Origin of the sequence: Kribbella sp. NPDC051770 (assembly GCF_040681455.1) — a bacterium.
GTDB lineage: Bacteria > Actinomycetota > Actinomycetes > Propionibacteriales > Kribbellaceae > Kribbella.
Window position 1 is genome coordinate 181,052 of record NZ_JBFAYT010000002.1, and the last position, 23,741, is coordinate 204,792.

The 23,741-nt window shown below is 71.1% G+C and carries 21 protein-coding genes; 13 read left to right on the plus strand and 8 right to left on the minus strand.

Annotation, left to right across the window (positions count from 1 at the left end):
• The first annotated feature begins 117 nt into the window (after positions 1 to 117).
• From AB0M01_RS07475 to AB0M01_RS07490, 4 genes are all read left to right on the plus strand, one after another.
• Positions 118 to 978, plus strand: coding sequence for an alpha/beta hydrolase (locus AB0M01_RS07475; RefSeq protein ID WP_363666562.1), 861 nt, complete (start codon positions 118 to 120; stop codon positions 976 to 978).
• A gap of 239 nt (positions 979 to 1,217) precedes the next feature.
• Positions 1,218 to 2,585 carry a serine/threonine-protein kinase gene (locus AB0M01_RS07480; RefSeq protein WP_363666564.1) on the plus strand — a complete coding sequence of 456 codons (1,368 nt, stop codon included), beginning with the start codon at positions 1,218 to 1,220 and terminating at the stop codon, positions 2,583 to 2,585.
• Positions 2,586 to 2,639: 54 nt separating this feature from the next.
• Positions 2,640 to 3,260 (plus strand): helix-turn-helix domain-containing protein, encoded by a 621-nt coding sequence (locus AB0M01_RS07485; protein ID WP_363666566.1) that lies wholly within the window; start codon positions 2,640 to 2,642, stop codon positions 3,258 to 3,260.
• Complete coding sequence (locus tag AB0M01_RS07490; RefSeq protein ID WP_363666568.1) at positions 3,257 to 4,507, plus strand: MFS transporter; 1,251 nt, start codon at positions 3,257 to 3,259, stop codon at positions 4,505 to 4,507. Before AB0M01_RS07485 ends, AB0M01_RS07490 begins: the two co-directional genes overlap by 4 nt.
• Here AB0M01_RS07490 and AB0M01_RS07495 read toward each other — a convergent pair.
• Complete coding sequence (locus AB0M01_RS07495; RefSeq protein ID WP_363666570.1) at positions 4,504 to 5,796, minus strand: hemolysin family protein; 1,293 nt, start codon at positions 5,794 to 5,796, stop codon at positions 4,504 to 4,506. The genes AB0M01_RS07490 and AB0M01_RS07495 overlap by 4 nt on opposite strands.
• Before the next feature lie 133 nt (positions 5,797 to 5,929).
• Here AB0M01_RS07495 and galT point away from each other — a divergent pair, with 133 nt between their 5' ends.
• Positions 5,930 to 6,973, plus strand: coding sequence for a galactose-1-phosphate uridylyltransferase (gene galT / locus AB0M01_RS07500; RefSeq protein ID WP_363666572.1), 1,044 nt, complete (start codon positions 5,930 to 5,932; stop codon positions 6,971 to 6,973).
• Entirely contained in the window at positions 6,970 to 8,097 is a 1,128-nt protein-coding gene (gene galK, locus AB0M01_RS07505; protein WP_363666574.1) for a galactokinase, read from the plus strand. Before galT ends, galK begins: the two co-directional genes overlap by 4 nt.
• Here the strand turns inward: galK and AB0M01_RS07510 are convergent.
• Entirely contained in the window at positions 8,094 to 8,912 is an 819-nt protein-coding gene (locus tag AB0M01_RS07510) for a DeoR/GlpR family DNA-binding transcription regulator (protein ID WP_363666576.1), read from the minus strand. The genes galK and AB0M01_RS07510 overlap by 4 nt on opposite strands.
• Before the next feature lie 112 nt (positions 8,913 to 9,024).
• Here AB0M01_RS07510 and AB0M01_RS07515 point away from each other — a divergent pair, with 112 nt between their 5' ends.
• Together AB0M01_RS07515 and AB0M01_RS07520 are read left to right on the plus strand one after the other, a co-directional pair.
• Entirely contained in the window at positions 9,025 to 10,182 is a 1,158-nt protein-coding gene (locus AB0M01_RS07515) for a GNAT family N-acetyltransferase (protein ID WP_363666578.1), read from the plus strand.
• Positions 10,183 to 10,270: 88 nt separating this feature from the next.
• Positions 10,271 to 10,930, plus strand: coding sequence for a GNAT family N-acetyltransferase (locus tag AB0M01_RS07520; protein WP_363666580.1), 660 nt, complete (start codon positions 10,271 to 10,273; stop codon positions 10,928 to 10,930).
• A gap of 87 nt (positions 10,931 to 11,017) precedes the next feature.
• Here the strand turns inward: AB0M01_RS07520 and AB0M01_RS07525 are convergent, their stop codons facing one another.
• Positions 11,018 to 11,938: an NAD-dependent epimerase/dehydratase family protein gene (locus AB0M01_RS07525; RefSeq protein WP_363666582.1), complete on the minus strand. Its 921-nt coding sequence runs from the start codon at positions 11,936 to 11,938 to the stop codon at positions 11,018 to 11,020.
• Positions 11,939 to 12,060: 122 nt separating this feature from the next.
• Here AB0M01_RS07525 and AB0M01_RS07530 point away from each other — a divergent pair, with 122 nt between their 5' ends.
• From AB0M01_RS07530 to AB0M01_RS07545, 4 genes are all read left to right on the plus strand, one after another.
• Complete coding sequence (locus AB0M01_RS07530; protein WP_363666584.1) at positions 12,061 to 12,897, plus strand: CAP domain-containing protein; 837 nt, start codon at positions 12,061 to 12,063, stop codon at positions 12,895 to 12,897.
• 238 nt (positions 12,898 to 13,135) lie between these two features.
• Entirely contained in the window at positions 13,136 to 14,017 is an 882-nt protein-coding gene (locus tag AB0M01_RS07535) for a CAP domain-containing protein (protein ID WP_363666586.1), read from the plus strand.
• A 355-nt stretch (positions 14,018 to 14,372) separates the two neighbouring features.
• Positions 14,373 to 15,170, plus strand: coding sequence for a hypothetical protein (locus tag AB0M01_RS07540; RefSeq protein ID WP_363666588.1), 798 nt, complete (start codon positions 14,373 to 14,375; stop codon positions 15,168 to 15,170).
• Positions 15,171 to 15,251: 81 nt separating this feature from the next.
• Positions 15,252 to 15,512: a hypothetical protein gene (locus AB0M01_RS07545; RefSeq protein WP_363666590.1), complete on the plus strand. Its 261-nt coding sequence runs from the start codon at positions 15,252 to 15,254 to the stop codon at positions 15,510 to 15,512.
• On the opposite strand, the gene AB0M01_RS07550 is transcribed toward AB0M01_RS07545, so the two are convergent.
• From AB0M01_RS07550 to AB0M01_RS07570, 5 genes are all read right to left on the minus strand, one after another.
• A complete protein-coding gene (locus tag AB0M01_RS07550) occupies positions 15,509 to 16,732 on the minus strand; it encodes an NADP-dependent isocitrate dehydrogenase (RefSeq protein ID WP_363666592.1) in 1,224 nt (407 codons plus the stop codon). The two genes, AB0M01_RS07545 and AB0M01_RS07550, sit on opposite strands and share 4 nt — an antisense overlap.
• Before the next feature lie 79 nt (positions 16,733 to 16,811).
• The gene (locus tag AB0M01_RS07555) at positions 16,812 to 18,143 is read right to left on the minus strand and encodes a M1 family metallopeptidase (RefSeq protein WP_363666594.1); all 1,332 of its coding nucleotides are present in this window, start codon (positions 18,141 to 18,143) and stop codon (positions 16,812 to 16,814) included.
• 34 nt (positions 18,144 to 18,177) lie between these two features.
• The gene (locus AB0M01_RS07560) at positions 18,178 to 19,038 is read right to left on the minus strand and encodes an MOSC N-terminal beta barrel domain-containing protein (protein WP_363666596.1); all 861 of its coding nucleotides are present in this window, start codon (positions 19,036 to 19,038) and stop codon (positions 18,178 to 18,180) included.
• A gap of 60 nt (positions 19,039 to 19,098) precedes the next feature.
• Positions 19,099 to 19,902, minus strand: a complete 804-nt coding sequence (locus AB0M01_RS07565) for a fused MFS/spermidine synthase (RefSeq protein ID WP_363666600.1) — start codon at positions 19,900 to 19,902, stop codon at positions 19,099 to 19,101.
• A gap of 1,233 nt (positions 19,903 to 21,135) precedes the next feature.
• Positions 21,136 to 22,353: a glycerophosphodiester phosphodiesterase gene (locus AB0M01_RS07570; RefSeq protein WP_363666602.1), complete on the minus strand. Its 1,218-nt coding sequence runs from the start codon at positions 22,351 to 22,353 to the stop codon at positions 21,136 to 21,138.
• A gap of 377 nt (positions 22,354 to 22,730) precedes the next feature.
• Here AB0M01_RS07570 and AB0M01_RS07575 point away from each other — a divergent pair, with 377 nt between their 5' ends.
• Entirely contained in the window at positions 22,731 to 23,723 is a 993-nt protein-coding gene (locus tag AB0M01_RS07575; RefSeq protein ID WP_363666604.1) for a malate dehydrogenase, read from the plus strand.
• The last annotated feature ends 18 nt before the right edge of the window (positions 23,724 to 23,741 follow it).

Genomic DNA, 23,741 nt, shown 5'->3' on the forward strand with positions numbered 1-23,741 from the left:
CGCGCGACAGTCGTCGACATTTCGCCTCTTCGGGCAGCCAGAGCCGAAATGTCGAGCCGGCGGGCACGATCGCGACGTACCGTCCGAAGAGGACCCGAGAGGAACGGACGTGCGGTGATGGAACGGAGCGAGTTGCGACTGCCCGGCGGACGGGTGCTGCGGGTGTACGACACGCACCCGGGCGACGAGCGCCGGGTCCCGGTGGTCTGGCACCACGGCACCCCCAACCTCGGCGTCCCGCCGGTGCCGCTGCTCGAGGCGTCGGAGTGGCTGGGGCTGCGCTGGGTCTCGTTCGACCGGCCCGGGTACGGCGGGTCGACGGTCGCACCGGGCCGCACGATGCGGTCGGTGGCGCACGACGTCGAAGCGGTCGCGGACGCGCTCGGGCTCGGGCGGTTCGCGACGATGGGGTACTCCGGGGGCGGTTCGTACGCGCTGGGGTGCGCGGCGGTGCTCGGTGAGCGGGTCCAGGCGGTCGTGAGCCTGGCCGGGATCGCGCCGTACGGCGTACCGGGGCTGGACTGGTTCGGCGGGATGATCCCGTCGGGGGTCACCGCGCTGCAGGCCGCGCGGAGCGGGCGCGAGGCGCGGGCTGCGGTCGACGGGGACGACTACGACCCGGAGTTCGCTGCTGTCGACCTGGCGCTCTTCGACGGGCCGTGGTCGTGGCTCGGCGAGGTCGCGGGACCGGCGGCGCTGACCGCGGGACCGTACGGCGCGATCGACGACGACGTGTCGTACCTGCTGCCGTGGGAGTGCGACCCGACCGACATCACCGCGCCGGCGCTGCTGCTGCACGGCGGGATCGACCGGATCATCCCGCCCGCGCACGGCGACTGGCTGGCGACACACATTCCGTGCGCCGAGCTCGACCAATACGGCGCGGACAGCCACATCTCGATCCTGCGGCACGCGGAGTCTGCGCTGGACTGGCTGCGCGACCGGGCGGACGCGCCGACGGCGTACCCGCTGGACTGAGCGCGGGCGGGGCGGCGCGAGCGGGGCGCGAGAGCGAGCGGGCGGGGCGGCGCGAGGGCGGGGCGGGCGCGAGGGCGGGGCGGCGCGAGCCGGGGCGAGCGGGCGCGAGGGTGAGCGGGCGCGAGGGTGAGCGGGCGCGAGGGCGAGCGGGCGCGAGGGCGAGCGGGCGCGGCCCGATGGCCACGCTTCGCCGGGCGGGGGCTGACTACGCGGGCCGGTCGGTGGGTACCTGGGCGCGGATGAGGCCGGGTGAGGTGGTGGCGGGGCGCTACCGGGTGGGGGATCCGCTCGGGCGCGGTGGCATGGGTGAGGTGTTCCGGGCGACCGACGAGTTGCTCGGGCGGGAGGTCGCGCTCAAGTTGCTGCTGCCCGCGCGGCGCGAGCCGGAGATGGCCGAGCGGTTCCACCGGGAGGCCCGGGCGGCAGCGGCGTTGTCCGATCCGCACGTGGTCGCGGCGTTCGACTTCGGCCCGTACGAGGACGGGTTCTTCCTGGCGATGGAGCTCGTCGAAGGGCGGACCGTCGCGGTGGAGCTGCGGTTGCGGGGCCCGTTCGGGGCCGATCGTGCGCTCGCCGTGATCCGGCAGAGTGCGGCCGGGCTGGCCGCCGCGCACCGCAACGACATCGTGCACCGGGACGTGAAGCCGCAGAACCTGTTGATCACGGCCGACGGAACGGTCAAGGTCAGTGACTTCGGGATCGCGCGGTTCCTCACCGACACCACGACGACGCTGACCGCGACCGGGCAGATCCTCGGGTCGATCCACTACCTGGCGCCGGAGCGCGCACAGGGTCTTCCGGCGGGCAAGGCGTCGGACGTGTACGCGCTCGGCTGCGTGCTGTACCAGTTGGTGACCGGACACCCGCCGTTCCAGGGCGACCAGCCCGCGAGCGTGATGTACCAGCACGTCACGACCGAGCCCACCCCGCCGAGCGACCTGCGGCCGCAGCTGGCCGGGCCGTTCGAGGAACTGCTGCTGAGCATGCTGGCGAAGGACCCCGCCGACCGGCCGACCGCCGGCGAGGTCGCCGCCACCGCGACCTCGCTGTCCGGCGTGACGGCCCGGCTGACCGACGGTTCGGCCCGACTGACCGGCGGGGCGGCCCGACTGACCGGCGGTTCGGCCCGGCAGACCGGCGGCGCGGCCCGGCGGACCGGCGGTTCGGGGGCGGTCCCCGCGGTGGGGAGTAACCGCGCGGAAGACAGGTCGACCGGGAGGCGGACTGACGACGGATCCGCCGTCGCGGCGAGCCGGCTGCGCGAGTCGGCCAGGTGGTCGCGGCGGCGGCTGATCGGTGCCGGCGCCGCGCTCGCCGTCCTCGCCGGGGTCGGGACGGCCGTCGTACTGGACCACCGCGACCAGCGGCTTCCCGAGACGACCTACCTCACGCCGCCCTCGACCCCGCGGACCACCCCGACCGTGCCGCCGACAACCAGGCCGACCGTGAGCACGACGACGATCACCACCGAGCGGAAAGCGAGCACCACCGGCAGACCCACGGTGGTCGCGCCGCGACCGCCCGAGCCGCCCGGGCACACCAAGCCGGGCAAACCCGGCAAGCCCGGTCAGGGCAAGTCGAAGGGCAAGAACCCGAAGAAGCCGTAGGGCTATTCCAAGCAACAGCTTGACATCCGCCGAAACCTGCCGCATATTCCAAGCATGTCTTTGGAATCCGAGCAGGACCCGCGCCGCCGCAGGTTGCTGGACGACCCCCTCGCCATCCGCGCGATGGCCCACCCGGTGCGCCTCGACCTGCAGGCGCTGCTCGGCCGCGAAGGCCCGCTGACCGCAGCGGACGCGGCCCGGAAGCTGGGGATCAGCCAGGCGCTCGCCTCGCACCACCTCCGGCAGCTGGCGAAGTACGACTTCGTCGAGCCCGCCCAGGGCAAGGACAACCGCGAGCGCCCGTGGCGACTCGTCTCCACCTCGCAGACGTGGCGCGGCGCGCGGCTCACGACGGAAGGTGCGGCAGCTGCCGACGTACTGGAGCAGCTGATCGCCGAGCGCGCAGTGAGCAACCTGGTCGACTGGCAACAGCGGCGGCCGCAGGAGGCGGAGGTGCTCGTCGAGAACTCCGGCATCGGGCACAGCTCCGTCTACCTCACCGGCGACGAGCTGGCCGAGCTGGAGGAACAGGTGGCCGCGCTGATCCAGCGGTACGTCGACGAGCGGCCGATCGACGACAAGTCCACCCGGCCGCCCGGCAGCCGATTGATCGACATCACCCGCATCGTCAGCGTGCTCCCGGAGGAGTCCCCGGCGACCGAGGAGGACGCATGAGAAACCTGTGGGCAGTTCTGGCCCGCCGCCGGGACTACCGGCTCGTGCTGAGCGCCGGACTCATCTCCCTCACCGGCGACTGGGTACTGCGGACCGGCCTCGCCTTCCACGTGTACACGCTCACCGGCTCGACCCTGGCGTCCGGCGGGCTGCTGCTGGCGTCGTTCGTGCCACTGGTCGTGCTGGGCTCGCTGGCGGGAGTGTTCGTCGACCGCTGGGACCGCCGGCGCACGATGATCGTGGTCAACCTGCTGCACGCGCTCGTGCTACTCCCCTTGCTCCTCGTCAAGGACGAGAGCGGCCTCTGGGTGATCTACGTGATCGTGCTCGCGCAGAGCTGTCTGCAGCAGTTCTTCCGGCCCGCTGAGCAGTCGCTGGTCCCCCACCTGGTCGACCAGCAGCAGCTGGTCACCGCCAACGCGTTGAACAGCCAGAGCAACGACATCGCCCGGCTGACCGGCGCAGCGCTCGGCGGCGTACTGGCGGCTGCCGGCGGGATGCCGCTGCTCGCAGCGGTCGATGCGGCGACCTACCTGCTGGCCATGGGCTTGCTGATCGGCGTGAAGCACCGGGCGGTCGCCGTCGTCCGGGAGCGGACGTCGGGCGCGGTGCAGCGGCTGAAGGCCGAGTGGGTCGACGGGCTGCGGATCTGCCTGAGCAGCAAGGCGATGCGGATCGTGTTCGTCTTCGGCCTGGTCACCGGCGTCGGCGAGGGCGCGATGAGCACGCTGTTCGCGCCGTTCGTGAGCGCCGAGCTGGGCGGCGACGGTACGGCGTACGGGTTGATCGTGTCGGCGCAGGCGGTCGGCGGGATCGCCGGCGGGCTGGTCGCCGCGGCGGTCGGCGCACGCTTCGCGGCGGCGAAACTCTGGGGCATCGGCGCGGTGCTGTTCGGGCTGATCGACCTGGCGCTGTTCTGCTACCCCTTGTTCTACAAGGGATTGACGCCCGCGTACGTGCTGATGATCGCGGTCGGCCTGCCCGGCGCGTTCGTGGTCGCCGCGTCGATGACGGTGGTGCAGCGGCTCACCGACGACGCCTCGCGCGGCCGCGTCTTCGGCGCACTGTTCGCCGCCGAGGGTCTGGCCGTGCTGGTCGGGATCGTTGCCTCCGGCGTGCTCGGCGAGGTCGTCGGCATCATCCCGGTGCTGATCTTCCAGGGTCTCGGCTTCACCGTGGGAGGGCTGGTGGTCCTGGCCAGGAGCAACGTCCTGGAGCAGAAGGCACCAGCCCCCGCCCTCGTCTAGCCGGCGTCCTCGACGGCGACCCGGTGCACGCGGACGCGAGCGACCCGGCGGCCGTCCATCTCGGTGACGGTGATGTTGTAGCCGTCGACCGAACCCTCGTCGCCGACCGCGGGCACCCGGCCGAGCTGGGCGGCGAGGAAGCCGGCGACCGTCTCGTACGGGCCGTCCGGCAGCTCGACCCCGGTCTCGTCGGCGAAGTCGTCGAGGTTCAGCAGGCCGTCGACCTCGACGTCACCGCTGCGCAGGCGGGTGGTCTCGCCCGCCTCCTCGTCGTACTCGTCCTTGATGTCACCGATCAGCTCCTCGACCAGGTCCTCGAGCGTGACGATGCCGGCGGTGCCGCCGTACTCGTCGAGCACGATCGCCAGGTGCGTCGAGCGGCGGCGCATCTCGGTCAGCGTCGGCAGCAGCTTCGCGGTGTCCGGCAGCATCAGCACGTCGCGCGCGAGATCGCCGACCCGGACCGACCGGGACGCGACCGCCGGGTCGAACAGGTCGCGCACGTGCACGAACCCGACGATGTCGTCGGCCGAGCCGTTCATCACCGGGTAGCGCGAGTGCGGCCGTTCGGCGGCGAACTTGACCGCCTTGTACGCCGGCATCTCGGCGTCGACGAAGTCCACCTCGGTGCGCGGCAGCATCAGCTCGCGCAACTGCCGGCCGCCGGCCTCGAAGACGTCGTCGACGATCCGGCGCTCCTCCTCGCCGAGCGACTCGTGCCCCGACACGAGGTCACGCAACTCCTCGTCGGTCATCACCTCACGGTTGGCGTTCGGGTCGCCGCCGAGGGCGCGGACGACCAGGTCGGTCGACTTCGACAGCAGCCAGATCACCGGCCGGACGGCCGAGGCGATCCGGTCGACCAGCGGGGCCAGGCCGAGCGCGAACGTCTCGGCGCGCTGCAGCGCGAGCCGTTTGGCCGCCAGCTCCCCGATCACGATCGACACGTAGGAGATGGCCACCGTGATCAGGACCAGCGCGACGGTGTCCGCGACGGACTCCGGCAGGCCGATGTCCTGCAGGTGCGGCGACAGCCCGTCGGCCAGGGTCGCGCCACCGAAGGCGGCGGACAGGAAGCCCATCAGGGTGACGCCGATCTGCACGGCGGACAGGAAGCGGTTCGGGTTCTGCGCCACCCGGGCGACGGTCTCGCCGCGGCGGCCTCGGGTGGCGATCGACTTGAGCTGGCTCTCCCGCAGGGAGACCAGGGCCATCTCGGCGGCGGCGAAGACGCCACCGATCAGCACGAAGACGAAGATCAAAACGATGTTGAGCAGGGTCTCGTTCATGGGCTGGGAGTTCCTAGCGTCCTCTCCGGGCAGACAGGAGAGGACGCGGGAGTAGGGCGACGTCCATCGATCAAGAGTAGCGGCGCCGGGTCTCACGATGCATGTTCAATTCTGTTGGTTTATGATGATTCGTATGACGATGCGTGGCGCGCGCCGCACTGACACCAAGCTGTCCGACGGCCGGGACCTGATCTACTACGACCCCGCCGACGCCCCCGCCCGGGTGCCGCTGGCCGACACCCGCGACCTGGCCGCACCGGCGCCGCAGGTCGAGCTGCGGACCGATCCGCTGACCGGCGACGTGATCACCTTCGCCACCCACCGCAACACCCGGACCTACCTGCCGCCGGCCGACCAGTGCCCGCTGGACGCCAGTACGCCGGACAACCCGACCGAGATCCCCGACCACGACTACAACGTGGCCGTCTTCGCGAACCGGTTCCCGTCGTTCGCCGGCCCCGGCCGGACCGAGGTGGTCTGCTTCACCAGCGACCACGACAAGTCGTTCACCGACCTGTCGCCCGGCCAGGCCCGCCTGGTCGTCGAGGCCTGGGCCGACCGGGTCGCCGAGCTGAGCGCCCGCGACGACGTCGAGTACGTCTTCCCGTTCGAGAACCGGGGCCGTGAGATCGGCGTCACCCTGAGCCACCCGCACGGGCAGATCTACGCCTACCCGTTCCTGCCACCGCGGATCCGGACGCTGATGGCCCGCGCCCGCGAGCACTTCGACACCACCGGCGGCAACCTGTTCGCCGACATCCTGGCCGCCGAGCGCAAGGAGGGCACCCGGGTCGTCGCCGAGAACGGCACCTGGACCGCCTTCGTCCCCGAGGCCGCCCGCTGGCCCGTCGAGGTGCACCTCTACCCGCACCGCCAGGTCGCCGACATCAGCGAGCTGACCGAGACCGAGCGCGACGACTTCGTCCAGCTCTACCTCGACGTCCTGCGCCGCTTCGACGGCCTGTACGACGACCGCCTGCCCTACATCGCCGCCTGGCACGCCGCTCCGGTCCGGGTCGACCGCGAGCTCGGCTACCTGCACCTGGAACTGCTGTCGATCCGCCGGGCCGCGGACAAGATCAAGTACCTGGCCGGCTCGGAGTCCGGGATGGGCGCCTTCATCTCCGACACCCGTCCGGAGGATGTGGCCGAGACCCTCCGTAAGGTCGGCGCATGAGCAGCTTCGCAGAGGTCTTCGGTGGCACGCCCGACGGCGCCTGGCGGGCGCCCGGCCGGGTGAACCTGATCGGTGAGCACACCGACTACAACGACGGCCTGGTGCTGCCGATCGCGCTCCCGAACCAGATCTCGGTGACCGCGTCCGCGCGCGAGGACGGCGTCGTCGCGGTCTCGTCGAACGGGCAGAAGGGGGTGACCGAGTTCGCGCTCGACTCGCTCGCGCCGGGATCGGTCGGCGACTGGGCGACGTACCCGGCGGGCATGGCCTGGGTGCTGCGCGAGGCCGGCTACGAGATCGGCGGCGCCAACCTGCTCTTCGACTCCGACCTCCCGACCGGTGCCGGGCTGTCGTCGTCGGCCGCGCTGCTCTGCGCGACCGGCGTCGCGCTGCTCGGCCTGCGCGGCATCGAGGTCGACCCGGCCGAGCTCGCGCGGCTCGCGCAGAAAGCGGAGAACCAGTACGTCGGGGCGCCGGTCGGGCTGATGGACCAGATGGCGTCGATGTGCTGCACCGCCGGGCACGCGCTGTACTTCGACATCCGGGCGATGTCGACCGAGCAGATCCCGTTCGACCCCGAGGCCGACGGGCTGACGCTGCTGGTGATCGACGTGAAGGCGCCGCACCGGCACGTCGACGGCGAGTACGCCGCCCGGCGCAAGAGCTGCGAGAACGCGGCCGCGGCGCTCGGCGTACCGGCGTTGCGGTCGATCGGCCTGGCTGACCTGGACGAGGCACTCGGGAAGCTGACCGACGATGTGGACCGGCGCCGGGTGCGACACGTCGTGACCGAGATCGACCGCGTCGAGCAGGCGGTCGCGTTGATGCACGCCGGGCGGCTGCGCGACGTCGGACCGCTGTTCACCGCGTCACACGCGTCGCTGCGGGACGACTTCGAGATCACCGTGCCCGAGCTGGACGTCGCCGTCGACACCGCGCTGGCTGCGGGCGCTGTCGGTGCGCGGATGACCGGCGGTGGCTTCGGCGGCTGCATCATCGCGCTGGTCGAGACCGCCAAGGCGGACGAGACCTTCGCCGCGATCGAGAAGGCCTTCGAGGAGCACGGCTTCCACGCTCCGACCTCGCTGGCCGCCACCCCGTCGCCGGGAGCCTCCAAGCTCTAGGCGCCGGCCAGCACCAGTTCGCAGCCGGTGTCCCGCATGGACTTGCGGGCCGCCGGGCTGAGGCCGGTGTCGGTGACGACGACGTCGAGGTCGTTCCAGGTCGCGAACGTGCTCAGGCCGACCGTGCCCCACTTGGTGTGGTCGGCCACCAGCACGACCTCGCGGCTGGCAGCGATGAACGACCGGTTGGTCTCGGCCTCCATCAGGTTCGGCGTACTGAGTCCGTGCTCGGCGTCGACGCCGTGGGCGCCGAGGAACAGCACGTCCAGGTGCAACGACTGCAGCGCGGCGGTGGCGATCGGGCCGACCAGCGCGTCCGACGGCGTCCGGATGCCACCGATCAGCACGACGGTCCGGTCCGAGCGGCCGTTGCCGTGGAACACGTCGGCGATCCGCGCCGAGTTCGTCACGACGGTCAGGTTCTCCACGCGCAGCAGCTGACGGGCGAGCGCGTACGTCGTCGTACCGGCGCCGATGCCGATCGCGCTGTCCGGCTGGACGCGACGGGCCGCCTCCGCGGCGATCGCTTGCTTGGCCCCCGACTCCTGCGTCAGCTTCGCGTCGAACCCGGGCTCGTGCGCGCTGCGCAACCCGACCGACGTCGCGCCGCCGTGCACCTTGTGCAGCAGGCCGCTGGAGTCGAGCGCGTCCAGGTCGCGGCGGATCGTCATGTCCGAGACGCCGAACCGGTCGACCAGCTCGGCGACCGTGACCGCGCCCCGGCTGTTGACCTCGGCAACGATCGTGGCCTGGCGCTGGGCAGCCAGCTGACCGCCCCGGCCGCGGGTCGGTTCGGCGTTTCCGGCAGCGTTCACAGGCACAGACTACGGTCTGCGCCGCCGGCGCGCAGTGGGAAAGTGTTGGTTTCCGTGCTTCTGGACCGAAATGGCGTTGCCTGCCCGGCGTCGTGCGGGTCACGCTTCGGGTATGCGATTCCCCGACGACGTCCCGGTGCTCACCGACTCCCTCGTCACGTTGCGCGCCCATACGACGGCCGACATCGGCCCGGCGTACGAGACCTGCCAGGACCCGGAGATGCAGCGCTGGACGACCATCCCGGTGCCGTACCTGCAGGAGCACGCGGTCGGTTACCTGACCGAGCAGATCCCGGCGGGCTGGGCCGACGGATCGTCGTACGCGTGGGCGATCGAGTACGACGGCCGGTACGCCGGCACCGTCGACCTGCGCGACCGCGAGGGCGGCGTCGGCGAGATCGGGTTCGCGGTCTCGCCGTGGGCCCGCGGCAACGGCGTGATGACCCGCGCGGTCAAGCTCGCGGTCCGCCACGCCTTCGACCAGCTCGGGTTGCAGCGGGTGATCTGGCGCGCGTACGTCGGCAACTGGGGTTCGCGCCGGGTCGCATGGAAGGCAGGTTTCCGCTCGCTGGTGACGCTGCCGCAGGAAGGCCTGCAGCGCGGCGTACGGCGGGACGAGTGGGTCGCGTCGGTGACCCGCGACGACGAGCTCGAACCGCAGGGGCGCTGGTGGCCGATCCCGGTGGTCGAGGGCAACGGAGTGCGGCTGCGCCCGCTCGGGCCTCAGGACGCGGAGCGGGTGATGGCCGCGTGCAACGACGAGCGGACGGCTACGTGGTTGGCCGGTCTGCCTTCGCCGTACACGTTGGAGGACGCGCACACGTTCATCGAGGGCCGGATCGCGTGGGCCGCCGACGGCGACGGCGTCTCGTGGGCGATCGCCGACCCGGAGACCGACGAGCTGCTCGGCAACATCAGCGCGTTCGACCTGCGCGGGCGGATCGACCCGACGGTCGGCGAGATCGGCTACTGGGCGCACCCTGACGCGCGTGGGCGTGGGGTGATGTCGGCCGCGGTCGGGCTGGCGGTCCGGCACGCGTTCACCCCGCTCGACGACGGCGGGCTCGGGCGACGGCGGCTGGTGCTGTACGCCGCGGCGCCGAACGCCGCGTCGGCGCACGTGGCCGAGGTCAACGGTTTCGTCCGGACCGGGCTGCAACGCGCGGCCAGCCCGCGACGGGACGGTTCGTACGACGACCTGATCTCCTTCGACCTGCTCGCGACCGAACATCCTGATTACCGGAAACTCTTGGAAAACGTCGCGGAATGAGCGAGTCGTCCACAGTGTGAGGCGGATTTGTTCGACTGGCGACACCGTTCCCCTCGCCGTCCGGCGCTCGGGCTGCTTGAATCGACAGGTGAGAGATCGTGAGGAGCTCGTCCGCCGCTGGCAGGCGGGGTGGTCGGTGTCGCGGGGCTGGACCAAGGTCGAGGACGACAACGACGGGATCTTGACCGTGCGCGCGGGTGAGGACAACCGCGCCATGGAGTACGTCGTGCTCGACGCGGACGACAAACCGGAGCGGGTCGAACGGGCGGCCGAGCTGGCGCTCGCCGCGCCCGGTGGTCGCGGGGCCGGCTGGATCACGCTGGCCACCGACGACCGGGAAGCCCGCGTCGACCAGTTCGAGGAGCTCGGGCTGGAGGTGCAGCGCGAACAGGACTGGCTGATGACCATCCAGCTGTCCGAGCAACCGGCGCTGCAACTCAACGACCGGTACGCGCTGCACACCGAGCTCGAGTCCGACCTGATCGTCTGCCGGGCCACCGTGCACGGCGGCGTGGTGTCGAGCGGCCGGATGGCGGTGGTCGGCGAGGACGCCGTCGCCGACCGGATCGAGACCGACCCCCAGCACCGCCGCCGCGGCCTCGGCAGCGCCGTGATGGCGTCCCTGGTCGAGACCGCCGCAGCCCAGGGCGCCAAACGCGGCATCCTGATCGCGTCGATCGACGGCCTGCGCCTCTACCGCAGCCTGGGCTGGAAGGTCGTCGCCGACATCGTCATCGCCCGCTGCTGAGTGCGCTCTGCCTGCGCGCTCCTTCCTTCTGCACTGAGCGTACAAGCGTCGGCATCCGAGCTGCGGGGGTTGTCCACAGCCTCGCTGCTAGTTGCCTCCGCGTGCTGCCTCGATGGTTGCCTGAAGAGCGTCTTCGGTCGGCGTGGGTCGCAGGCCGAAGGCCTCCTCGGCTTGCGTCGAATCGACGACGAACGGCTCGCGGAACTGGTACTGCAGCTCGCGGATCTCCTTGGCCTGTGGGTTGAACAGCCCGCCGAGCCACAGCACCGCCGCAGGCATCTCCGTCACGCGCGCCGCAGGCAAGCCCACCATCCGGGCCGCGTCCGCCGCGAGATCGCGGATCGACACCGGCGGTGCGGTCGGCACCAACCACGTCCGGCCCCACGCGTTCTCGTCGTCGGCGACCGCGATCAGCGTTCGCGCGACGTCGTCGACCGCGGTCCAGCTGTGCGCCGCGTCGATGTCCGCCGGTACGGCGACCCGCCGGCCCTCGAGCACGCCGGGCAGCACGCCGACGGTGAAGAACGACACCGCGCCCGCGCCCAGGTAGTCCGAGCCGCGGACTTCCGCCGTACGGATTCGGCCGGCTCGATGCGCCGCGAGCGCTTCGGCCCAGACCTTCGCGCGGACCTCGCCTTTGGTCGAGTTCGGCCGGTCGGGATCCTGCTCGCGCATCGGGCCGTCGGGGGCGCCGTACGGGTAGAGGTTGCCGGTGGTGACGAGCAGCGCGCCGGTCTTCTCGGCCGCGGCGATCAGCGACGTACCGAGCTTCGGCCAGTCCGGGATCCATTGCGGGTAAGGCGGACCGCCACAACTCAGTAACGTGCTCGCGCCGTCGGCGATCGCGCTCAGCGCCGCCGGGTCGGAGGCGTCCGCGGCGACCTTGGTGAGTGCTGGGTGTTCGGGTCCGCTCCCCCGGCGGGTCACGAGCTTCACCTGCTCGCCTCGGTCGAGCAGCAGCCGCGCGACCGCCGTACCGACCGGGCCCGCTCCGACGACAACGTGCATGATCGCGCTCCCGAGATAGTGGACCAGGCCTGAACGGTAGTACGTCAAAGGTCTGTAAGAGCCCGAACGTCCTTCGTCACAAGGGCTCGTCGGCGCTGACGATCTCCGCTACGTTGCCTCGGGTGTCCAACACTCAGTACGACGAATTCCCGGATCACCAAGGTCGCCGGCGCGCGAAACGACGAGGAGTCGCCGGACCTGTGCTCGCGGCACTCGTCGTCCTCGGACTGGTCGCCGGTGGCGGGTGGTACTTCACCCGCGACGGTGGAACCGCCCCGACCAGCCAGGACGAGCCGCTGACCGTCGTCACCGACACCCCGCCCACGGACATCGAGGAGCTCACGCCTCCGCCGAGCCCGACGCCCACCCCTTCGCCTTCCGCGACGCCGAGCAAGACGCCGTCGAAGACACCCAGCGCGACGCCGACGCCGACCCGGTCGACCACCGCGCCGAGCCGCGGCACCACGCGTACGCCGAAGCCGAGCACCCGGCCGACCAAGCCGTCGCCGCGGCCGAGCCACACCAGCACCCCGAAGCCGACCACGACGAAGCCGGCGCCGACCGGCGGCTCGATGGAGACGCAGGTCCTGCAGCTCACCAACAGCGAGCGCCAGAAGGCCGGTTGCGGACCGCTGCGGACGAACAGCGCACTGGCCCGCGCGGCCGAGGACCACGCCGCCGACATGGTCGACAACCACTACTTCGACCACAACAGCCAGGACGGCCGCAGCCCGTTCGACCGGATGAAGTCGGCCGGCTTCAAGGGCGGCTCGATGGCCGAGAACATCGCCGTCGGCTACAGCTCCGCGGCCGCGGTGGTGAAGGGCTGGATGAACAGCGAGGGCCACCGCAAGAACATGCTCAACTGCAGCTACACGATGATCGGCATCGGCTACGACAGCGGCCAGGTCAAGCCCGACTGGGGCAACGGTTCGTGGGTCCAGGACTTCGGTGGCTGACGCAGAAAGTACAGGGTGCGTTAAGAAGGTTCGAACGCTTGTAACAGTGGCCTTGCTGATCGGTTAAGGTCACTGTTCGGTAACCAGGGGGGCCTGGCACTGCACCGCGGGGAACGACGGACTCGGTACGAACGATACGAAGAGGATTCGCCCACCCATGACGGACTCGCCAACCCCTGGGCGACACCGGAGCAGAAGAGCAGCGCGCAAACGCAGCCGAGGCCTGATCGGCCCGGTCGTGAGTGCCCTGTCGGTGTTGCTGGCCATCGGACCCGTGGTCTACCTGATGTCGCACCGCGACGGCTCGGACGTCGCCGACGGGACCAAGGTCCTGAACGTCTCCGAGGACAACTCCGGCCCCGCCGCCGTCGACGACACCTCCGGACCGGACCAGCCCGGCAAGCCGCTGGTCACCGTCACCAAGACCCTGCCGAACGGCGTCACCACCACGATCGCCCCGACCGGTACGCCGGTGCTGGGCTCGGCGGAGTCGACCACCACGTCGAGCACCCCCGGTACGCCGGGCAGCACCGTCAGCACCCCGGGCGGCGTCGTCACGGTGACGGTCGACCCGACCGGTAAGCCGACCGCGACCGGCGAGACGCTGAAGCCGAAGCCGTCGGTCACCAAGACGACGACCAAGACCCCGCGGCCGCCGACGACGACCCAGTCGACGCCGGACGACCCGCCGCCGCCCCCGTCGGACGGTGGTGGCACCAGCTCGATCGAGCGCGAGGTGCTCGACCTGACCAACGCCGCGCGCCGCAACCAGGGCTGCCGCCCCCTGCAGCTCGACGACAGCCTGGTCGAGGCCGCCGGCCGGCACGCGTCCGACATGGTCCGCCGGCACTACATGGACCACACCAACCCCGACGGCCAGGGCCCGGGCGACCGGATCTCCGCCGCCGGCTTCCACGGCAACAGCTGGGGCGAGAACATCGCCGCCGGCTACGACACCGCGCAGCGCGTGTTCGCCGCCTGGATGAACAGCGACGGGCACCGGGCCAACATCCTGAACTGCAAGTTCAACCGGATCGGCATCGGGTACGACGACGGCCAGGTCAAGCAGCAGTGGGGCCCGGGCAGCTGGGTCCAGGACTTCGGCCGGGTCAGCAGCTGATCCGGCGTCGGCCGGATCGGCAACTGATCCGGCGCTTGTCGAGCGCGACACGCGTCGGCGAGTTTGTCAGGACAATGTTTTGTGGCAGGCCCACCGTGGCGCGGGTGCAGTTTGTCGAACAGCAACAGCCGCCGGCCGCTTGGCCGGCGAACGCAGCGGGTAGATCCGTCCTTGCACTTCACTGGGCGCCCCTCACAGGCGCCCCGGTGAGACGAATGAGGCACGTCTTGGGGGCGACCGTGAAGGGAACACGCAGGTAATGTCAGAGCCCGGAGCCACCGCTCGGCGCCGGCGCAGCAGAAGGGCCGCCCCGCAACCGTCGCGGGTCCGCCGTCCGCTGATCGCCATCGCATCCGTGATCCTGGTGATCACCCCGATCTCCTGGATCCTCCTGCACCAGCCGCAGAGCGACCAGGCCGACGCGTCCGTCCCGTACGTCACCCGCGACGACGACACGTACATCACGGCTTCGACCGATCCTGTGGTGGACACGACAGATGCGCCGCCGACTGCCGCGCCGTCGACTCCGCCCACGCCGGGTCAGACGCCGACGCCTGGGGAGACGCCGACGCCGGGAGAGACACCCGGTACGCCGGGGGGCGGGCCGACGGTGACGCCGACCGGGGCGCCGACGGACGGGCCCACGGGCGGCCCGACGGACCCGCCGAGCTCCGGGACGACCACGGCGCCGCCGCCGAGCCACGAGACCGAGAACCCGCGCCCGACGAAGACCCCGACGCGGACCCCCACGGACGACCCGAGCACGCCGGAGCAGCCCGAGGACGACGGCAACATGAGCTCCGCAGAGGTCGAACTGTTCAGCCTGGTCGACAACGCCCGGCAGGAGCGCGGCTGCGCTCCCCTGCGCCGGAACAACGGGCTGTCGGACGGCGCCGGCTCCGACGCCGAGACCCGGGCGCGGAACGGGCAGGTCTCGGACGGCGGGAACAGCTACGCCGCTGCGGGGGGCAACGACATGAGCGCCAAGTCGGCGTACGACAAGCTCAAAGCCGAGCGCGGCGGCACGATCTTCAACTGCGGGCTCACCGAACTGGGAGTCGGCCGAGCCAGTCACAAGTACTGCGACGCGCTGCTCTGCCTGGGCAGCATCGGAGAGTCCAATCGTGTCGCCTGGGTCGTCGACTTCGACTAAGTGAGACCATGGGGCAAGGTGCTTGAGTCGGCAACGATCTGACCCGCCGGCTCAGGCTTCCACCGAACCGTGGGAGGCCGGATGTCCGGGGAGCGCGACGATCTGGAACCGGCCCGGCCTGCGCTGTTCGGGATTCCACCGGACGCGCTGGCCGACGAGCGGCCCGACAACCGTCCTGGTGAGGCCAAGCGGATGGGGCTGAGCCGGCACACCGAGGAGGGCGCCGTACTGGCGTTCGCCTCGTCGCTCGACCGGGCCAAACCAGGCCACCGGATGGTGGCCTGGCTGCTGCTGGTGATGTTCAGCGCCCCGGCGCTGTACACCCTGATCACGCTGCTTTAGCGCTGCGCGATCTCCTTCTGCAGGTTCTCGTCGAGCGCCTGCAGGAACTGCTCGGTGGTCAGCCACTCCTGGTCGGGCCCGATCAGCCGGGCCAGGTCCTTGGTCATCTGGCCCTGCTCGACCGTGCGGACGCAGACCTGCTCAAGGGTCTCGGCGAAGCCGTTGACCTCCGGCGTACCGTCGAGCGCGCCGCGGTGCTTGAGCCCGCCGGTCCAGGCGAAGATCGACGCGATCGGGTTCGTCGAGGTCGGCTCGCCGCGCTGGTGCCGGCGGTAGTGCCGGGTGACCGTCCCGTGCGCGGCCTCGGCCTCGACGGTCTTGCCGTCGGGCGTCATCAGCACCGACGTCATCAGCCCGAGCGAGCCGAACCCCTGCGCGACCGTGTCGGACTGTACGTCGCCGTCGTAGTTCTTGCAGGCCCAGACGTACCCGCCCTCCCAGCGCAGCGACGACGCGACCATGTCGTCGATCAGCCGGTGCTGGTAGGTCAGCCCGCGGCGCTCGAACTCGGCCTTGAACTCGCTCTCGTAGACCGCTTCGAAGATGTCCTTGAAGGCACCGTCGTACGCCTTGAGCACGGTGTTCTTCGTGGACAGGTAGACCGGGTAGTCACGCCGCAGCCCGTACGCGAACGACGCCCGGGCGAAGTCCTCGATCGACTTGTGGAAGTTGTACATGCCCAGCGCGACCCCGCCGTCGGGGCCGTAGTTCGCGACCACGTGCTGGATCGGCTCCGAGCCGTCCTCGGGCGTGAACGTGATGGTCAGCTCGCCCGCGCCGGGCACGGTGAAGTTGGCCGCCTTGTACTGGTCGCCGTGCGCGTGCCGGCCGATCACGATCGGCTTGGTCCAGCCCGGCACCAGCCGCGGCACGTTCCGGATGATGATCGGCTCCCGGAACACCACGCCGCCGAGCAGGTTCCGGATCGTCCCGTTCGGCGAGGCCCACATCTCGCGCAGCCCGAACTCGGCCACCCGCGCCTCGTCCGGCGTGATCGTCGCGCACTTCACACCGGCGCCGTACCGCTTGATCGCCTCGGCGGCGTCGATCGTCACCTGGTCGCCGGTGGCGTCCCGGTGCTCGATCCCGAGGTCGTAGTAGGCCAGGTCCACGTCCAGGTACGGGTGGATCAGCCGCTCCTTCACGAACCGCCAGATGATCCGGGTCATCTCGTCCCCGTCGAGCTCGACGACCGGGTTCTGCACCTTGATCCGCCGCATGCGCACTCCAATTATCTTGACGTCAAGACATCTATCTCGACATCAAGATAACCCCTCGCTCCGGGGAACACCACACCGGCTACCCGATCGCGTGGTCCTTCCAGAACTGAGTGAGGTCCTTCGTGGTCGCCGCCTGGGCCGCAGCCTTGAACGCCCGCGGCGTCGCGACGCCGTACCAGTTGGCCTTCGTGTACGCCTTGAGCATGGCCGCCATCGGCTTGGTGCCCAGGGTGCGCTCGAGGTCGTGCAGCATGCACGCGCCGTACGAGTAGACGTACGCCGACCAGCCGGGGACCGTCTTCCAGTGGCCCATGTCGCTGGTGATCAGGTGGTCGAGCCGCCCGGGCCAGCAGTCGGGCTGGTTGTCGCCGGTGTGGATGTAGCTGGCGTAGACCGCGAACGACTCGTCCAGCCACGGATCGGCGTACTCGTTGTTGCCGACGATGCCGTAGAACCACTGGTGGGCGAGCTCGTGGACGACCGGGCCCTCCTCGTTCGGCGGCGCGATCAGCAGCACGAAACCGGGGTACTCCATGCCGTAGAAGGACTCCCAGTTGTCGTTCAGGACCAGGTCGACCTCGCCGTACGGGTAGGTGCCGAAGCGGCGGCCGAAGTCGTCGATCGCCGCGGCCGCTCGGGTCTGGGCGTCCTTGACCGCTGCGGCGGTGACGACGTCGGTCCAGGCGGTGCGGATGGTGATGCCGCCCGGCGACTTGGTCGTCGCTTGTTTGAAGGGCCCGGCGGCCCAGGCGAAATCCCTGACCTGCTTGGCTTTCGAGATCGTCGTACCGCGCGAGGTCGTGGATGTGCCGGTCGCGGGCACGGCCAGCCCGGCCGGGTGGTCGAGGCGGACGGTGAAGTCGGCGGCGAGCGTGTAGTAGCTCTCGCCGATGCCGACGTCGGGCTCGAGGTGCCAGCCGGCCTGGTCGCGGACCGCGAGCACCGGCAGCGCGTTGCCGAAGAAGCTGTACTTGCCCGAGCGGCCGAAGCGCTCGGCGCGTTGAGGCGCGGTCAACGTGAGGTCGAAGGCGACGGCTGAACGCTGGCCCGGCCGGAGGGGCTTCGTCAGTGTGATCTTCTGCGCTGTGCAGTTCACCGTCGGCGCTGCCGCGGTGCCGCCCTCGAAGCGGCTGAGCTTGACCGGCGCCTTGCAGCCATCCCAGGTGTTGCCCCAGAGCCGCAGGTAGACCTCGCGCAGCGGGCTGTCGCCGGTGTTGGTGAACGAGATCTTCTCCCGCCCGGTCCAGGTCACGCCGGTCGCGTTCGCGGTCAGGCGGACGTCGTACGACGCCTGGCCCGGTGTCCGGGCGGCGGTCAGCTCCCGCCCGTCCGCGGAGTGGTTGCTCACGGCAACCGCCGTGGGCGCGGTCAGGCCGGCCAGCACCAGTCCCAGCAGCACGATTCGTCGCACGATGACTCCCCAGGGTCAGCAGGTGCGATCGAGGCTACCGAGTCAGGGGTGCGGGATCGGGACCTTCCGGCAGCCATTCCGCGACGTCGAAAGCGTCGCCGACCGCGACCACGCCCGGCGTCAGCACCGCCGCCTTCATGCCGAAGCTCACCCCACCGCCGTACGCCGGTTCGCGCCGGTACTTGGCGAGTGTCCGCGTCGGCTCCGGGCCGCTCTTGCGGCCGGTCGCCTGGTCGACGGTCGGCACCGCGCAGCGGATCGCGCGGGCGGCGTACCCGAGCTCCAGCGCGCCGGCGGTCGCGCGCAGCACCTGGTCCTCGGTGTGCGGCTCGGTCCAGCCGGCGATCACGAGGTTCGGGCGGAAGCGGTTCATCGGGATCGGCTCGCCGCCGGACTCGACGATCCGCGCGTTCAGCTCGTCGAGCGACGCCAGCGAGGTGATCAGCAGTGCGTGCGCGTCGCCGAAGCCGGTCTGCCCGGCGTGCACGCCCCAGCCCGGGCGCTCGTGCTCCGGCGTGACGCGGACCAACGAGGCGGGCTTGCCGAGGCGCTCGGTGAACCAAGCGTCGGCCGCCGGGTCCTGGACGACGCCCGCGCCGAACCACTTGGCGAACAGGCTGACGTCGCGGCGCTTCCCGTCGTACGCGACCTCGATCTCGAGGTCCGGTGAGGTGCCGTCGGAGAGGCGGAGGCCGTCGCCGTCGATCACCTCGACGCGCAGCGGCGCCATCGCGGGGAGACTGCGCTGGCTGTAGAACGCGCCGTCCGGGCCGACGAGCATGAAGCTGCGGTCGTGCTGCAGGCCGGTGGCGCCGATCTCGGCCTGGTCGACGGAGACGCCGGCCAGCCCCTTCACCGGGTAGTAGGTCAGCGCGGAGATTCGGACGTCGGCCACTGGCACAGGGTAATCGGCGCCCGGGCCCTTCGGTGCTGAAGTTGACGTTGCATTGTCCAGTTAGCTGAAAGTTCCGGACGGTGCGGCTGGGGAGACGAAGGTTTCGCCGTCGGTCAGCGGCTCGGCCTTGCCGGCGAGCTCGTTGAGCGGGAGTACGTCGTACGGCGGTTGGGCGCGGCGGCCGACCGCGGTCAGGTCGGGGACGGGTTGCCGGGAGGCGACGAGGACGACGTTGCCGAACGCTTTACCGCGCAGCACCTTCTTCTCGGCGAGCACGACGCCGTCGCCGAACGCTTCCCTTGCTGTGGCTGCCACTCGTCGTACGAATCCCAGACCTGCGGAGCCGTCGATCAGGTTCTGCACCAACACACCGCCCGGCCGCAGCACGCGGGCACACTCGGCGGCGAACTCGCGCGTCACCAAGTTCTCCGGCACCGCTTCCTTCACAAACGCGTCCACCACCAGCAGATCCACCGAGTCCTCGTAGACCGCAGTGATCCCGGCCCGCCCGGTCTCCGGCCGCACCTTGATCCCCGACCGCTTCGGCAACGGCAACGCCTCCCGCACGAACTCGGTCAGATCCTCGTCCGGCTCCAGCACAATCTGCCGCGACCGCGGCCGCGTCACCGCGACGTACCTCGCCAGCGACAACCCGGCGCCGCCCACGTGCAGCACGGAGATCGGCTGCTTCCGCGCCGCCACGACATCGACGACGTCCCCGATCCGCCGCATGTACTCGAACGCAAGATGCGAAGGATCCGCCAGATCCACCTGCGACTGCAACGACCCGTCCACCCGCACCACAAACGTCCCGTCCGCCACGGCTTCCACCGACGCCGTCCCGGACCCCACCAACCGCTCCATGCCCCCATCCTCCCAGGCACGGAGACGGACACCCACCACTGATCAACCTGCCGCCAGCCGAGCGGCGCACGCTCAGAGGCGCCGCTGGACGGCCGTGAGGAGAGGGTTAGTGAGTGGTGGGTGTCCGCCGCTGCCCGCTCCACCACCCACCAACCCCCACGCGCGGGCGTGCCGCAGGCGCGAACGACCCTGCAAATGAGCGCCGAGCACCCGTTGGTGGGTGCTGGACGACGGCGAGAACCAGCTGCCCCGGCACACCCGCAGCACCGGCAACCGTGCCCCGCCGCGCGGCTCCGGCCGCCCCACTCCGCGGCTCCGGCCGCCCCACCCTGCGCGCTCCAGCCGCTCCGGCCCGCCTCCCGACTCCAGCCGCCCGTCCCGCCTCGCCCCGCCCCGCCCCGCGTCGCCCCGCGGCTCCGCGCCTCGCGCACCACGCTGCACGTCACCCACCACTGATCGACCAGCAGTGGGCCGAGAGGTGCACGCTCAGCGGTACTGCTGGTCGGCTGTTGGTCGGCTGTGTGGAAGGGGTTGGTGAGTGGTGGAGGTCCGCCCGCCGCGCTCCACCACCCACCAACCCTCTGCGGTCGGCGGGCCGCAGGCGTGGGCGGTCCGGAAGATGGGCCGCCAAGCACCGTTGGTGGGTGGTGGGCGACGGCCGCCCACCCCGGCCCGCCTCGCGGCCCAATGGCCCCACCCGGCAGCTCCGGCCACCCGCCCGCTTCGCCCGCGACTCCGGACGCGGCGGTCCCGGCAGATGGCCGCCGGGCATCGTTGGTGTGGGCGACACCCACCACTGATCAACCACCCGCCACCCGGGCGGCGCACGCTCGGAGTGCCGCTGATTGCGGCGGCGGGAGGGGGTTAGTCAGTGGTGGGTGTCCGTCGGGCCGCACCGCGCGCCGTTGGCGGGTGGTGGAGCGGCGAGGAGCCAGCTGCTTCGCCCTCGCAGCGCGGGGCGCCTGGCACCGCCTGCCTCGCGGCTCCGGGCACCTCGGACATCGCCCCGCCTCGCGGCTCCAGACGCCCGCCACGCCTCGCGGCTCCGGGCACCCGCCTCGCCGCAGCCCGCGGCTCCGGCCGACCCGCCTTGCGCGGCGCGGCCTGCGGACGTGCACCACTGATCAACCACCCGCGAGCCGAGCGGCGCACGCTCAGAGGCGCTGCTGGGTGGCCGTGCGGAGGGGGTTAGTGAGTGGTGGGTGTCCGCCGGGCCCCACTCCAGGCCGGTGGTTACTCCGTGGTTGCTGCGACGGCGATGTCGGTGTTGTCGGAGAAGAGGCCGTCGATGCCGGTTTTGCGGTAGGTGGCGATTTCGGCGAAGAGGTTGCCGGAGTCGCTGGGGACCGTGGAGCTGCGGAGGTTCGTGGGGAGGAAGGAGTTCTCGACGCGGAAGGTGTAGGGGTGGACGACGAGGCCGGCCTTGTGGGCGTCTTGGACGAGGGTGGTGGGTCGGCCCAGGTTGCCGGTGGCGTCGAGGGGGATGACCTGGTCCTTGGACGGGCCGACGCCGTCGGCGTAGGTGGCGACCTCGCGGAGGCCGCGGGCGGAGACGACGTCGGCGTAGGTGCGCTTGTCGCCGGCGACGACGAAGTCGTACGGCGCGCCCGCGGAGCTGGTCAGCTGGACGAGCGGGACGCGGAGCTGCTTGTCGAGGGACTTCAGGTTCGCGACCTCGAAGGACTGGACGTAGACCTTGGCGTCGGAGCGGTTCAGGTTGTTGCGGTTCAGGACCTTGACCAGTTCCGGCTCGAGGGCGAGGCCCTGCTGCTGGAAGTACGTCGGGTGCTTGGTCTCCGGGTAGATCCCGATCGGGCGGTTCAGCTCGCGGGACAGCCGCTTGGTGAGGTCGATGACCTCCTGCAGCGTGGGGATCTGGTAGCGCCCGTTGAAGACCGTGTTGTGCTGGCGGATCGCCGGGATCCGCTCGGTGGCGCGCAGGGTCTTCAGCTCCTTCAGCGTGAAGTCCTCGGTGAACCAGCCGGTCAGCGCGACGCCGTCGAGCATCTTCGTCTTGCGCCGGTTGGTGAACTCCGGGTGCTGCGCGACGTCGGTGGTGCCGCCGATCTCGGGCTCGTGCCGGGTGACCAGGACGTGGTCCTTGGTGGTCACCAGGTCGGGCTCGATGTAGTCCGCGCCCATCCGCGCCGCCAGCTCGTACGACGCCAGCGTGTGCTCCGGCCGGTAGCCGGACGCACCGCGGTGCCCGACGACCACGAAGTCGTCGTGCTTGCCGGACGCCGAGGCGGCACGGGAGTCGGTGGCCGCAAGGCCGGACGCGGCGCGCGAGTCGGTGGCCGCAAGGCCGGACGCGACGCGCGAATCGGTGGCCACCGCGCCGGACGCCGCGCGCGAGTCGGCGCCCGAGCCGGACACCTGCGGGACGACCAGCGCCGCGCCGACGGCCAGCGCCGAGGCGCCGATCGCGACGAACTGCCGGGACAGCTTCATCGGGGTTCTCCTCACTGCTCAGGGGAATTGCGCAAACGATCAGGCCGCCCGGCATCCACCGAGCGGCCGCCACAGGTCGTCCCGGCCACCGCGCGGTGAACGATCCACCCGGTACCGAGCGACAGGAGGTGTCCACCCCACCGCGTCGGCCGCCCGCCCGGCCGGGGCCCGGCGGGAGCCTGGCGAGCGCCGAGCAAGGCCCGAGCGAGGGCCGGCGGGGCGCTCGGCAGCCGAACACCTCCTGTCGCTCGGTCCGCGTCAGGCCGGCGAGGCCGCCTGGAAGGAGGTGGTACGGATCACCGGCCCCACCGTCGCCACGCAGCGCACGGGTTGCTAGCGTCCGAAGTACAGCCAGTCGAGTTCCCAAGGAGCGTGTCGTGAGCACTACCCCCGTGAAGGTGGCCGTCACCGGCGCCGCCGGTCAGATCGGTTACAGCCTGCTGTTCCGGATCGCCAGTGGTGCGCTGCTGGGCCCGGACACCCCGGTCGAGCTGCGGCTGCTGGAGATCACCCCGGCGCTGAAGGCGCTGGAGGGGGTCGTGATGGAGCTCGACGACAGCGCGTTCCCGACGCTGGCCGGGGTCGAGATCGGCGACGACCCGAACGTCATCTTCGACGGTGCGAACGTCGCCCTGCTGGTCGGCGCCCGTCCGCGCACCAAGGGCATGGAGCGCGGTGACCTGCTCGAGGCCAACGGCGCGATCTTCACCGGCCAGGGCAAGGCGCTGAACGACCACGCCGCCGACGACATCCGGATCACCGTCACCGGCAACCCGGCCAACACCAACGCGCTGATCGCGAAGAGCAACGCCCCGGACATCCCGGCCGAGCGGTTCTCCGCGCTGACCCGCCTGGACCACAACCGCGCGCTGGCGCAGCTGGCCCGCAAGACCGGCACGCACGTGACGGACCTGAAGAAGCTGACCATCTGGGGCAACCACAGCGCGACCCAGTACCCGGACATCTTCCACGCCGAGGTGGCCGGCAAGAACGCGGCCGAGGTCGTCAACGACCAGGCCTGGCTGGAGAACGACTTCATCCCGACCGTGCAGAAGCGCGGCGCGGCGATCATCGAGGCTCGCGGCGCGTCGTCGGCGGCGTCCGCGGCGGCGGCGACGATCGACCACACCCGGGACTGGCTGCGCGGTTCGGCCGACGGTGACTGGCTGTCGATGGCGGTCGTGTCCGACGGCTCGTACGGCGTACCGGAGGGCCTGATCTCGTCGTTCCCGGTGACCACCAAGGACGGCAACTGGGAGATCGTCCAGGGCCTGGAGGTCAACGACTTCTCCCGCGGCCGGATCGACGCCAGCACCGCCGAGCTCGGCGAGGAGCGCGACGCGGTGAAGGCGCTCGGCCTGATCGGCTGACCGAAAGCACACAGCCGA

What these genes read in the sequence shown, in the direction of transcription:
- AB0M01_RS07490 (WP_363666568.1), top strand. Translation starts at nt 3,257, where the DNA reads ATGAGAAACCTGTGGGCAGTTCTGGCCCGCCGCCGGGACTACCGGCTC.
- AB0M01_RS07565 (WP_363666600.1), bottom strand. Translation starts at nt 19,902, where the DNA reads ATGGAGCGGTTGGTGGGGTCCGGGACGGCGTCGGTGGAAGCCGTGGCG.
- AB0M01_RS07525 (WP_363666582.1), bottom strand. Translation starts at nt 11,938, where the DNA reads ATGCACGTTGTCGTCGGAGCGGGCCCGGTCGGTACGGCGGTCGCGCGG.
- AB0M01_RS07515 (WP_363666578.1), top strand. Translation starts at nt 9,025, where the DNA reads ATGCGATTCCCCGACGACGTCCCGGTGCTCACCGACTCCCTCGTCACG.
- AB0M01_RS07570 (WP_363666602.1), bottom strand. Translation starts at nt 22,353, where the DNA reads ATGAAGCTGTCCCGGCAGTTCGTCGCGATCGGCGCCTCGGCGCTGGCC.
- AB0M01_RS07545 (WP_363666590.1), top strand. Translation starts at nt 15,252, where the DNA reads ATGTCCGGGGAGCGCGACGATCTGGAACCGGCCCGGCCTGCGCTGTTC.
- galT (WP_363666572.1), top strand. Translation starts at nt 5,930, where the DNA reads ATGACGATGCGTGGCGCGCGCCGCACTGACACCAAGCTGTCCGACGGC.
- AB0M01_RS07480 (WP_363666564.1), top strand. Translation starts at nt 1,218, where the DNA reads ATGAGGCCGGGTGAGGTGGTGGCGGGGCGCTACCGGGTGGGGGATCCG.
- AB0M01_RS07475 (WP_363666562.1), top strand. Translation starts at nt 118, where the DNA reads ATGGAACGGAGCGAGTTGCGACTGCCCGGCGGACGGGTGCTGCGGGTG.
- AB0M01_RS07495 (WP_363666570.1), bottom strand. Translation starts at nt 5,796, where the DNA reads ATGAACGAGACCCTGCTCAACATCGTTTTGATCTTCGTCTTCGTGCTG.
- AB0M01_RS07485 (WP_363666566.1), top strand. Translation starts at nt 2,640, where the DNA reads ATGTCTTTGGAATCCGAGCAGGACCCGCGCCGCCGCAGGTTGCTGGAC.
- galK (WP_363666574.1), top strand. Translation starts at nt 6,970, where the DNA reads ATGAGCAGCTTCGCAGAGGTCTTCGGTGGCACGCCCGACGGCGCCTGG.
- AB0M01_RS07550 (WP_363666592.1), bottom strand. Translation starts at nt 16,732, where the DNA reads ATGCGGCGGATCAAGGTGCAGAACCCGGTCGTCGAGCTCGACGGGGAC.